This is a genomic window from Microcoleus sp. MOSTC5, from assembly GCF_036701825.1.
Taxonomy (GTDB): Bacteria; Cyanobacteriota; Cyanobacteriia; order Cyanobacteriales; family Microcoleaceae; genus Microcoleus; species Microcoleus asticus.
Genome location: NZ_JAUBRK010000024.1, coordinates 99,275 through 110,536, shown reverse-complemented (window position 1 = coordinate 110,536; position 11,262 = coordinate 99,275). Strand labels below are relative to the sequence as shown.

11 protein-coding genes are annotated in these 11,262 nt (G+C 46.9%); 5 read left to right on the top strand and 6 right to left on the bottom strand.

Annotated features, from left to right (window positions below; genetic code table 11):
• Positions 1–181 precede the first annotated feature (181 nt).
• Complete coding sequence (locus QUA54_RS15515; RefSeq protein ID WP_333415325.1) at positions 182–793, bottom strand: TetR/AcrR family transcriptional regulator; 612 nt, start codon at positions 791–793, stop codon at positions 182–184.
• Positions 794–905: 112 nt separating this feature from the next.
• On the opposite strand from QUA54_RS15515, the gene QUA54_RS15510 reads away from it, so the two are divergent.
• The 3 genes from QUA54_RS15510 to QUA54_RS15500 all read left to right on the top strand — a co-directional run bounded on the left by QUA54_RS15510 (position 906) and on the right by QUA54_RS15500 (position 4,657).
• The gene (locus tag QUA54_RS15510) at positions 906–2,333 is read left to right on the top strand and encodes an HlyD family efflux transporter periplasmic adaptor subunit (protein ID WP_333415324.1); all 1,428 of its coding nucleotides are present in this window, start codon (positions 906–908) and stop codon (positions 2,331–2,333) included.
• 169 nt (positions 2,334–2,502) lie between these two features.
• Positions 2,503–3,687: an ABC transporter permease DevC gene (gene devC, locus QUA54_RS15505; RefSeq protein WP_333415323.1), complete on the top strand. Its 1,185-nt coding sequence runs from the start codon at positions 2,503–2,505 to the stop codon at positions 3,685–3,687.
• A 253-nt stretch (positions 3,688–3,940) separates the two neighbouring features.
• Positions 3,941–4,657, top strand: coding sequence for a DevA family ABC transporter ATP-binding protein (locus tag QUA54_RS15500; RefSeq protein ID WP_333415322.1), 717 nt, complete (start codon positions 3,941–3,943; stop codon positions 4,655–4,657).
• 116 nt (positions 4,658–4,773) lie between these two features.
• Here the strand turns inward: QUA54_RS15500 and QUA54_RS15495 are convergent, their stop codons facing one another.
• The 4 genes from QUA54_RS15495 to QUA54_RS15480 all read right to left on the bottom strand — a co-directional run bounded on the left by QUA54_RS15495 (position 4,774) and on the right by QUA54_RS15480 (position 8,683).
• Entirely contained in the window at positions 4,774–5,832 is a 1,059-nt protein-coding gene (locus QUA54_RS15495) for a glycoside hydrolase family 104 protein (protein ID WP_333415321.1), read from the bottom strand.
• Between the two features lie 102 nt (positions 5,833–5,934).
• On the bottom strand, positions 5,935–7,200 hold the full coding sequence (locus tag QUA54_RS15490; RefSeq protein ID WP_333415320.1) for a glycosyltransferase: 1,266 nt from the start codon (positions 7,198–7,200) through the stop codon (positions 5,935–5,937).
• 120 nt (positions 7,201–7,320) lie between these two features.
• Positions 7,321–7,464: a hypothetical protein gene (locus tag QUA54_RS15485; RefSeq protein WP_333415319.1), complete on the bottom strand. Its 144-nt coding sequence runs from the start codon at positions 7,462–7,464 to the stop codon at positions 7,321–7,323.
• Positions 7,465–7,765: 301 nt separating this feature from the next.
• Positions 7,766–8,683, bottom strand: coding sequence for a YihY/virulence factor BrkB family protein (locus tag QUA54_RS15480; protein ID WP_333415318.1), 918 nt, complete (start codon positions 8,681–8,683; stop codon positions 7,766–7,768).
• Between the two features lie 114 nt (positions 8,684–8,797).
• Between QUA54_RS15480 and QUA54_RS15475 the strand changes: the two genes are divergently transcribed.
• Positions 8,798–9,883 (top strand): hypothetical protein, encoded by a 1,086-nt coding sequence (locus QUA54_RS15475; RefSeq protein ID WP_333415317.1) that lies wholly within the window; start codon positions 8,798–8,800, stop codon positions 9,881–9,883.
• Positions 9,884–10,124: 241 nt separating this feature from the next.
• Positions 10,125–11,021 (top strand): CNNM domain-containing protein, encoded by an 897-nt coding sequence (locus QUA54_RS15470; protein WP_333415316.1) that lies wholly within the window; start codon positions 10,125–10,127, stop codon positions 11,019–11,021.
• An 11-nt stretch (positions 11,022–11,032) separates the two neighbouring features.
• Here QUA54_RS15470 and QUA54_RS34475 read toward each other — a convergent pair whose 3' ends face one another.
• Positions 11,033–11,170 (bottom strand): Rieske 2Fe-2S domain-containing protein, encoded by a 138-nt coding sequence (locus tag QUA54_RS34475; protein ID WP_445301557.1) that lies wholly within the window; start codon positions 11,168–11,170, stop codon positions 11,033–11,035.
• Positions 11,171–11,262: the final 92 nt, after the last annotated feature.

Below are 11,262 nucleotides of genomic sequence, written 5' to 3'. Positions count from 1 at the left end.
TTTCGACAATTTTCGAGCTCGACTATTAGCTGGCTTTTCTAATTAGTTTTTATTATCACCTCAAACCCAGAAGACCCAAAAACACCTGACTAAAACCTGCGATCGCAGCCATAAAGGGATCTCGCTCTTTATGGCATTTAAATAATTTTCAGATAAAATTCCTAGATTCTGTCGATCGCACTTAGGAATTGGACTGCGGGCCTAAAATCAAGTGCAGCAGACCGTCGATCAGTCGATCGCACTCCATTGGGATAATATCTTTGCCGTGCATCATATGCTGCGTTAACTGGAAATATACCAGCGATCCAATAAAAATCCGCGCCGTTGCCTCCGGATCGGGCAATTTTAACTCTGGATGCGATGCCAAATATTGAGTAAGCCGCTCGATACCCGGTTTAGCTAAGTTTTTCACAAAAGTCTGCGCTAACTGGGGAAAACGCCCTGACTCCGCAATCACTAACCTCACAAAATTGAGGAATTCAGGTTCCTGCGTCACCTGCTCTAATATAGTTGTGGCAACGAATCGCAGCGCTACGGCCGGTTCTTCATCCAGAACTGTAAAATGGACTTTTTTTTGCGCCAGCCACTGTACCAAGGCGGCGAATAATCCTTCTTTATCTGCAAAATAGCTGTAAACCGTGGCTTTGGAAACTCCCCCCGTCTTCGCTACCTTGTCCATACTCGTCCCCGCGTAGCCGTGAGTTAAAAATTCTTGCATCGCACCTTGCAGGATTTGCTCGGTTTTGTCACTTGCTGTGGGGCTGTCTGGTTCGCTGGGTTTTGTCCTGGCCATCGCTTGTTTTTGTAATTTTTGCTTGGGGTGTTGACATCATTATACTGAACGGTTTAGTCTTATATAAGAACTAAACGGTTTAGTTTTATTAACCTAAATGATGAGGTGTGTCATGGTACACCAACCAACAGCCGACGGCTTATCCTCAACTCCATCCCTAGTTAAACAACTCCTAGTTGTGGCAGCAGTAGCAACCCTGGCGGCAGGGGGAACAACAGGCTACACGATCTGGCGATCGCGCATACCCGATCCCAACGCAGTAGCCGCAGCAGCAGCCGTCGCAGCATCCCAATTAACCACAGTTACAGCCTTGGGGCGACTGGAACCCAGAGGAGAAGTAATTAAAGTCTCCGCTTCCGGTACGGCGGAAGGAAACCGGATCGATCGACTTTTGGTGAAAGAGGGAGACAGGGTGAAAACAGGTCAGGCGATCGCAATTTTGGACAGCCGCGATCGCCTGCAAGCCGCCCTCGACCAAGCTCAAGAACAAGTGCGCGTCGCCGAGGCAAATCTAGCAAAAGTGAAAGCAGGAGCTAAAAACGGCGAAATTCAAGCCCAAAAAGCGACTATTAGCCGTTTATCAGCCGATCGCAGCAACGAGATCGCAGCGCAACAGGCGATCGTCAGCCGGCTAGAAGTCGATCGCAGCACCGAAATCGCAGCGCAACAAGCCACAATTGCTCGCTTGAGGGCCGAACAGCAAGGGGAAATTCAAACTCAAAAAGCCGCAATTGCCCGCCTACAAGCCGAACTCCGCAACGCCCAAAGCGAGGATCGGCGCTACTCCCAACTCTATGAACAGGGAGCAATTTCCGCCTCAACTAGCGACAGCAAAAGCCTCGCCGCCGAAACAACTCAACAGCAACTCAACGAAGGAAAGGCAAAACTCAATCAAATTCAGGAATCCCGCCAACAGCAGATTAACGAAGCCCAAGCCAAATTGAATCAAATTCAGCAATCTCGCCAACAACAAATTAACGAAGCCCAAGCCAAACTCAGCCAAATTCAGGAATCTCGACAACAGCAGATTAATGAAGCCGTGGCAAATCTCGATCGCATCGCCGAAGTGCGTCCCGTTGACATAGCAGCAGCCGCCGCCGAAGTCAGTTCCGCCGCTTCAGCAGCCAAACAAGCCAAAGCCAATCTGGATCTAGCTTACATCCGTGCTCCCAGAGACGCCCAAGTCCTGAAAATTCACACGCATCCGGGGGAAAGGGTGGGAAACGACGGCATTGTCGAACTCGGACAAACTCGCGAGATGCTGGCTGTTGCGGAAATCTACGAAAGCGATGTGGACAAAGTACGCCTCGGACAAACCGCCAAAATTACTAGCGATGCTTTGACAGGCGAATTGCGGGGAACTGTCGAACATATTGGTTTGCAAGTGCAGCGGCAAAACATTGTTAACACCGATCCTTCTGCGAATATTGATGGTCGAATTGTGGAAGTAAAAGTGCGCTTAGATGAAACTTCCAGCCAGAAAGTAGCGGGATTAACCAATTTGCAAGTCAAAGTGGCGATCGGAGAAATTAAAGAGTAAGAAGTCTTAAACCGCAGGGTCGCTTTCGTCAATCCAAAATCCAAAATCTAAAATCTAAAATCGATCGGAGAAATTAAAGATTAAGAAGTCTTAAACCGCAGAGTCGCTTTCTTCAATCCAAAATCCAAAATCCAAAATCCAAAATCTAAAATCTAAAATCTAAAATTCTATGATTGGACTAATAAAACCCTTAGAACAGTTAAGACGCAGAACTCCCCTTGGATGGCTGCAACTGAGTCACGACAAAGGACGAATGCTGGTTGCAGTAGCAGGAATTGCCTTTGCTGACGTTTTGATGTTCATGCAGCTAGGCTTTCAAAATGCCCTTTACACCAGCAATACGCGGCTGCATCAAACCTTGCAAACAGACTTAGTTTTGATTCACCCTCAAGCGCGCAATTTGATTAATTTGTCTTCCTTCCCCAGGCGCAGATTGTATCAAGCAATGAACGTACCGGGCGTGAAATCAGCCGAGCCGCTTTACGTGAAAATTGCTAACTGGAAAAATCCCGAAACTCGGCGCGAAACGTCGCTCATGGTTGTGGGTTTCAATCCCGATCGCCCTGCGTTTGCGCTTCCAGAAGTTAACCAAAATTTGAGCGCGATTAAATTGCCGGATACTGTGTTGTTCGATCGAGCTTCTAGGGGAGAGTACCAAGGGACGATCGCACAAATCGCTGGAGGAAAAGCCGTTAAAGCTGAGGTAGAGCGGCGCACGATTAACGTCAGCGGTTTATTCACTGTTGGAGCATCTTTTGCCGCCGACGGTATTTTGATGACTAGCGATCAAAATTACCTGCGCCTGTTTCCCAGACAAAACGCCGCGAGTGTTAATGCCGGATTAATTCAACTGCAACCGGGTGCTGACCCCGTGGAAGTTCAACAAGTTTTAAAAGCATACTTACCGCCGGATGTCAAGGTACTAACCAAACAAGAATTTATCGATTTTGAGAAAAACTATTGGGCTAAGAATACTGCGATCGGCTTTGTGTTTAATTTAGGCGTCGCGATGGGTTTTGTAGTGGGTGTGATTATTGTTTATCAAGTTCTCTCAACCGATGTCAGCGACCACATGGGGGAATACGCTACTTTCAAAGCGATGGGCTACCGCAATGTTTATTTACTCGGCATCGTTTTTGAAGAAGCTCTAATTCTTTCCGTCCTAGGTTTTTTGCCGGGAGTAGGAGTCTCTTTCGGGCTTTACTCTTTAACTCGCCAAGCCACAAATTTACCCCTTTATATGACGCTGCTTAGAGCATTTATAGTATTAGTTTTGAACGTAATTATGTGCACTATTTCAGGAGCAATTGCCACTCGCAAGCTGCAAGCAGCCGACCCGGCAGATATGTTTTAAGGGGAAATTAAGCATTGAGTCGGAAGTACACTAAATATGGGTGACAACCCCTTTATAAGACTGATTAAAACCAGTCTAAAAAAACGAAATTCGAGCATATAGAAACTAAAGAAAAAAGGGAAATTAAAGCTTAATTTGTATAATTTTTGACTAGAAGAAAACAGATTTTTTTGCAAATTATTCTCTTTTTTTTCTAGGTTTTTGGCGACAAAAGCGATCGATCATTAAATCTAAAACCTCAAACCAATAAGTTATGAATTCTACTACTTTCCACCCAACAACCAACGCATTACAGATTTCTGCACCTATAATTTCCGCGCACCAACTAGACCACTACTTCGGTCAAGGTCAACTGCGAAAACAGGTACTTTTTGACATCAACCTAGAAATTAATGCAGGTGAAATCGTGCTGATGACGGGGCCTTCCGGTTCTGGAAAAACTACGCTTTTGACTTTGATTGGCGGGCTGAGATCCGGTCAATCGGGAAGTCTCAAAATTATCGGTCAAGAAATGTGCAAAGCGAGTGCAGACCAATTGGTAAAGGCGCGGCGCAAAATAGGCTATATTTTTCAGGCGCACAACTTGCACCGCAGTTTGACGGCGCTGCAAAACGTGCAGATGGGTTTGGAAGTTCACGGGAATTTGTCGCGTTCCCAAATGCGCGATCGCTCTGCAAAAATGCTAGAGTTAGTAGGACTGGAACAGCGGATTAACTATTATCCAGATGACTTGTCGGGAGGACAGAAACAAAGAGTTGCGATCGCCCGCGCTTTGGTCAGTCAACCGCAAATTGTTTTAGCTGACGAACCAACAGCCGCGCTGGACAGCAAATCCGGTCGCGAAGTGGTGAATTTGATGCAGCAACTAGCCAAAGAACAGGGTTGTACTATTTTGTTAGTAACCCACGATAACCGAATTTTGGATATTGCCGATCGCATCGTTCACATGGAAGATGGAAAATTAGCTTAATTTTTAAATTTCTGAAGAATAGACATCACCCATAACGGCCCTATTTTCAATTTTGGATGTCAAAATTTCATCCAAAATTCCCAAACTCGAATCTCCACTCGTCCTTGAACAGTTGACTAATTGCTAACAACCAATCCTTGCCGGTAAATCCCCAAATTTTGCAGGTACATTGCTTCGAGTGTGGGCATAGATGATTCTACAGAACCGCCATAACGGCGAAAAGAAGGCCAGATGTAAGCGAGTTTTCTCACTGCTGACTCCAATCGACCCGCTTCTATATCTTCTAATGCACCTTTTTCTCGGATTAACTCTATAGCCATCAAATCTTGATTTTCTGGGCTGAAATCGCGGACGCCAAATTTTTTGGCAAATCTGTCCCAAGTTGTGCTGAGAAACTGATACCGCCCCGCTGCGTCGGAACAGAGTTTTTTGCCGTAGCGGCGGCCGCACCTCATTTCCCTGGGATGATCTTGAAAGCTGACAAATTTCGTGCCGGTGTACTGGGTGCGGTAGCCGTCGGGGCTAGCGGTTCCTTCGGCGGTGGCAATCGTGTCGAGAAAGGCTTTGACTCGACGTTCGGGACCGATGCTATCGAGTCTTTTATCTTGTATGGGCTCTGGTGAATTCAGAGTTGTAGTTTCGGGCGATCGATCGCGCTTGATGTTATCCTCTCCTTTGTCTGGTGAATCGATCGCCGCAACTTCCGGCAGGCGTTTCGGGGCGGGCGAGCTTTCTGGCGAGACCGATTGTGCCCACAGCAGCCTCGGCGTCATTCGACCTAAGAAAAAGCACAAACAGATTAACAAAGTCCAAGAAATTCTAAAACGGAGGCGTTTGGACAGTTGCCTGCGCTGCCGCATCGGCCACCCGTGCAGGGGGATGGCTGCGGGCAAGATTCCCGTTTGCTGGCCGAAGGCGAACAGCGATTTCAGCGCTAGCAAAGTTTGCTTGTAGAAACCGGGTGGAAGTTTTCGAGATCTCATTGCTGCAGCGAAAGTCTCGACATCAGTCAGAGTCACTTCTGCCAGCGGTTTTGCTACAAACAACCGAAAACGGTTGGCCGCCTGCGAGCTAAAGCGCTTGCTGCGGGGGGATTTGCGCTCCACCCACAGGCGAATTAGCTCGATGTCTGAAATGGGTTGCAGATGGCTTCCCAGATGTTCTGGCGCGTACAATAGTACCTCCTGATATCACTTATAGTTGAAGGTTCCCAGTTAGAACGGATGAGTGCAACAGGGATCGAGGGAAACTGGCTTCAACTATACTAAGTGATACTACTAAGCGCTCACGGGGTCAAGCTCAAAGGCCGATTGTTCGAGCAGTTGAGTGTAAAGTTGACTGAGTTGGGAGGCGATACCGTCCCAACTGAAATAGGTTTCGACGCGCTGGCGGCCTCTGTGTCCGAGTTGCTGGCGCCATACTGAGTCAACTAACAAGCGATCGATCGCATCGGCAAAGGCTGCTTCATTTTTCGGCGGCGCAAGCAAACCTGTTTCTTGCGGCACTACAGTATATTTCAGCCCTCCCACGTCGGAGGCGATTACGGGCGTGCCGCAGGCCATCGCTTCCAGGGCGACTAAACCGAAGGGTTCGTAGTGGCTGGGAACGACGCACACATCGGCGGCGGCGTAGTAGGCGGGGAGAAGTTCTCGGCTCAAGCCACCGGCAAAAATGGTAATGTCGCTAATACCGAGTTCTTCAACGATGCTGCCGATACGATCGCGCTCTTTGCCGTCGCTTTCCCCCGCACGCCACCGGCCGCCAATTATGAGTTTTAAATCGGCTTTGGGCACGGCCGACAGACTGACGGCGCGGACTAAGGTTTCGATGCCCGATCGGGGGTCGAAACTGCCGGCGTACAACACGACTTTGGTTTCGGGGGCTATTCCCAACTCGCGGCGGGCGGTCGATCGGGCGATCGAGCCGAACCTTTCAATGTCGGTACCGCAGGAAATGATGTCAATATTGCCTTTTGAGGAAACCAGAGACCTCATGTGTTCTTTTTCTTGGGGATTGGTAGCCACCACGCGATCGGCTGTTTCCAGAAGTGTTTTTTCTACTTGCAGCCTGGTTTTGGCAATCATGGGAATTGTCGAAACCGACTTGTATTTAACTGCTGCCAAAGAATGGTAAGTGTGAACTTGCACCAGGGGTTGCGCTTTTTTCAACTCCATTCCCACCCACGAAGACAGCCAGTAATTCGTGTGAACTAAGGAATATTGAAAGCCTGACTCTAACTGAAACTTCTGAAATTCTTGAACAAAGATTGGCAAATATCCGTAAATTTCGTCGCGGGGAATAAATTCTTGCGGCCCTGCTACTAGCCGAATTGTCCGGCAATTGGGACTGTGCTGTACAATCCTTGCTTGTTGCCGATCGGATGAGCGGGTGAACATATCAACTTGCCACCCCTGTTTGGCTAAAGCTTCCCCTATTTGACGCACGTAAACATTTTGCCCGCCCGCTTCTTCTTTGCCAATTTCCACAGCGGGATCGCCGTGTACTGAGATGAGAGCGATGCGTTTTCTACTTAATGAAATCATGATCTTTTACCAAAAATTAAAATATTTTAGGAGAAGATTGAAAGTGCTATTTTGGCTGCTGCGCCTGCACTGGAATCTTCTAGCTAATTTGTATTAAAGTGAAAGTGCGGGATCGATAAATCATCCTTCAGGGATAAGTTGCAGGGAAAAATTGACAGACGACTTCCTTCTGCTGACAGAGACGTGCAGCAGCTCAAACTCTAGATAATTTAAATATAAATAAACGAGGGTGAAGGGAATTTCCTGTATTCTGGTCGCTGTCAAACTCGCACCTCCTAGCCATATCTAACTCGAGCCTGCTTTCAGCTTGCTGCTAGAGATGCGAGGTCAGCAAAAGGTAGAATTTTACCCCTCTGAATCAATCAGTAGGGCTTTCGAGAAAGCAGAAGTCGGTCGTCCCGAAGACTGAATGTTAGAGGGCAAGCGAAAAGAAAAGCAAAATTATTGCATTCAAAATTTTGCTTTTCTTCCGCCTTGCACCTTCTGCCTTTTTCCCTCTTCCTTTTTGCTTCTTCTGTCAAACCCGGAGTGCGAGTTTAACCTCAAATTTCCCGTTTGTTTAATGTTAAGAGTTCTTCCGATGTTTGCGCGCTACTGATTCCCCGTTTTCGCTATTTAGGATATTCTTTCGCGAACTTTGCATTAGAGAGCCGTATCGGTTAGCCCAAACTTGGGTAAACTCGGCACCTAAGAAGAGAATTTGAGCGGAATAATTAATCCAAAGCAGGATAATCACGAACGATCCCGCAGCACCGTAGGTAGAGGCGATACCGCTACCTCCGAGGTAAACTCCAATTATGGATTTGCCGATCGTAAACAGCACTGAGGTGATGGCGGCGCCGATCCAAACGTCATTCCAGGCAAGATTGACATCGGGCAAAAGTTTGTAAATTAAGGCAAAAAGCAGGGTAACTACGCCAAAGGAGAGAGCAAAGTCCACAATCTGCCAAATGTTGATTGGTAATTGCAGCAAGCCGTTCAACCAATAGCTGACTGCGGCTAAAATGGCACTAATTACTAAAGAGACTAGCAGTAGAAATCCTATACCTAAAATCATTGCAAAAGACAATACGCGGTCTTGCAAAAATCCCCAGATTCCGCGTCCTGGAGGAGGTGAAACATTCCAAATAGTATTGAGGGCTTCTTTAAGATTAGTAAACACGTTGGAAGCACCCCACAAAAGTGTAGCGATGCCGACTAGAGTAGCAATCATTCCCGACTTTGGTTCGGAGGCTTTGAGGATTAGTTCTTGGACGGTTTGGGCGCCTTCTTTGCCGATTAAACTTTGGAGTTGGGCGACGATTTGACCTTGGGCTGCGTCTGCACCAAAGACTAAACCGGCGATCGCAATTACGATAATTAGCAGCGGGGCGAGGGAGAAGACTGTGTAATAGGCTAGGGCCGCGGCTAGGGTTGGCGCTTTATCTTCTTGCCATTCAGTAAAAGTTTGTTTGAGCAGCGATATGACTGTTTTTAAGTTCACGGCATTTGGTTTCCTTATACTTGTTGTCCACCAAGGGATTATAATAGGTTAAGAGTTTTTTAGCGTCGGCCACAAGATAGATTTATCGATTAGCAAACTGGGAAAATTACTTTTATGTCAGATTCCAACACAACTGTTAACAGCACCGATGTAAAGTTGTCCAAAAAAGCAATTTCTTGGGCAAAACTGAGCGCATTAGTAGCGGTGGTCAATTTTTTTCTGGTAATTTTCCATTTCAGTTACCTGCAGTTGCGCCCTGTTTATCAGAGCTATTTTCCGGGTTTAGTTAAAATTTATGACCCGATTAAAGGCATTGATTCGAGTTTGCCAAATCCCGAATATTTGAAAAGCGCTGACCAGTTTTGGCGAATTGATGCGTTGTTTATCGGTTTTTTTGGGGCGGAATTTTTGATTAAAAGTCTGTTCCACACCCGCCGCAAGCCGGGGGTAACTTGGTTTGATTTTGTGCTGAGGCGCTGGTACGAGGTGTTTCTGGTGCTCCCGATTTGGCAGGGGTGGCGGATTCTGCCGGTATTGGTGCGGCTGCACAAGTCGGGTTTGGTGAATCTCGATCGCGTAGTTACTCAAATTACCTACGAACCGGTGGCTTATTTAGCCAATACGATGTCGGAATACATGATGGTGCGGTTTATCAATCAAGCTAAAAGTTCGATAAAACAGGGCGACGCGGCGCAGATGTTGCTGGCGCAGCAGCCGTACCTTCACGTCAATCAGGAAAATACGATCGAACAAATTACAAAACGGATTTTGGATCTGACAATTTACAAAGTTTTGCCGCAGGTGCAACCGGATTTGGAAGAATTGCTGCACCACAATTTGGAAACAACAATCAAACAGTCGGATTTCTATCAAATCCTGCAAACTTTCTCCCCGATTAATATTTTGCCTACTGAGATGACGGAACAGCTAGCGAATTATTTGGCTCAAACTGCTGTGGATGTGGTATCTACTACTTATGAAGACGATAAAGGTCGAAAAATTCTCGATAATTTCAGCCAAGAATTTAATCAAAGTTTGCGGCGGGAATTGCAAGATGAAAAAACTCTCGGTGAATTGCAATCGCTGCTGTCGGATTTGTTAGAAGAAGTGAAGTTGAATTACATTCAAGGCGGGTTGAAGTCCGATCCGGTGCAGACTTTTACGGAAATTAATTCGCTCCGGGAAGTAAGGGAGAGTTGATATAGCAATGAGTTCCGGCTTTGTGAATTGGATGGTTTTGAACGAACCGCGAAGACGCTTTCATGCGCGAAGGAGGATAAGAGAAGAGAAAGAGTTCACAAGTTCTACGGGTAAGGTGCGCATTGCGCACCTACGAATACCGGTAGTGGGGATATCCGCAATGTCTGGCGCTCAATCTATCTCCATCGCCAGCTAAAATTAAATAATTAACTGAAAACATCTATCGTATTAGATATCTATCTTGAACAACATTACATCGCTAGAAATAGAAGTAATCGAAACAGTGCTGAGATTAGCAATGTTGCTGGGATTAACACTTGCGATCGCGTTTTTTGTGGCGTCAGAACTAGCATTAGTATCAGCCGATCGCCATCAAATCCGCCAACTTGCCCAGTTGGACGATCGCCGAACCGCTAAAACCGCCGAACTCGTCCACCAAGCTCAGAACAACATACCGCATTATTTGTCTGTGACTCAAACTGGCACAACAGCAGGGAGTTTGCTGTTGGGTTGGTTAGGTGAGGGAGCGACTGTACACTGGATCGAACCGTGGATCGACAAATTGCCGATCGGTCATTTGTCGGCCGTGCTGACTGCTCATTCGATCGCAGTTCCCGCAGCTTTTATCTTTGTAACTTACGTAGAAATAGTCTTAGGAGAACTAATCCCCAAAGTATTAGCAACCCACGCCCCAGAACGCACCGCTTTGCTGTTGATGCCGGCCCTCGAAATCTGCTCAAAATTACTGTGGCCGCTGCTAGCAATTCTCAACGGTACCGTGCGGCTGCTGACCGGTTGGATTACCAGTAAAGAGTCTCAACCGCTGGTGTCACCTTCGGAGGCAACTATCCTTCAAAAAGATGCTCATTCAGCACTAATTTCTGGCCTATGGGAAGTGACGGCAGTTAACGAAAAACTCGGGTTAAACCTGCCGACTAACCAAGCTTACCAAACAATCGCCGGATTCGTGATCCACAATTTAGGTAAAATGCCAAATGAAGGCGATCGGCTATTGTGGGGCGAGTTAGAAATAGAAGCAGAAAATGTAGTAGAAGGCAGTTTAGAAACAGTGCTAGTGCGTCAGGTAACTCGCCCTTTGTTTGAGACTCAACAGCCAGAATTTGCAGTGAGTAGATAGCAAATCGGGCTTCAAATTTGATTGTAGCTCCAATCGTGATAATGGCATTGCAATGCGCCGCTACAAACCTTTCCTGCGGATAAAGGACTGCTGCGGTGCAAACAGCGATCGCGTAATGTCGCAGCTTGTCCATCTTCTGGGCGAAAAATTGCCAGCCACTCCCCGTCAGGCGATCGGGCTAAAACAGTGTTAGGTTGTAATTAGTCGCTCAGTGCGACAATGTACCAAAAATCTGCAAATT

Excerpts from the sequence above, each read along its gene's own strand:
- QUA54_RS15515 (WP_333415325.1), bottom strand. The coding sequence starts at position 793 with ATGGCCAGGACAAAACCCAGCGAACCAGACAGCCCCACAGCAAGTGAC.
- QUA54_RS15510 (WP_333415324.1), top strand. The coding sequence starts at position 906 with ATGGTACACCAACCAACAGCCGACGGCTTATCCTCAACTCCATCCCTA.
- devC (WP_333415323.1), top strand. The coding sequence starts at position 2,503 with ATGATTGGACTAATAAAACCCTTAGAACAGTTAAGACGCAGAACTCCC.
- QUA54_RS15500 (WP_333415322.1), top strand. The coding sequence starts at position 3,941 with ATGAATTCTACTACTTTCCACCCAACAACCAACGCATTACAGATTTCT.
- QUA54_RS15490 (WP_333415320.1), bottom strand. The coding sequence starts at position 7,200 with ATGATTTCATTAAGTAGAAAACGCATCGCTCTCATCTCAGTACACGGC.
- QUA54_RS15475 (WP_333415317.1), top strand. The coding sequence starts at position 8,798 with ATGTCAGATTCCAACACAACTGTTAACAGCACCGATGTAAAGTTGTCC.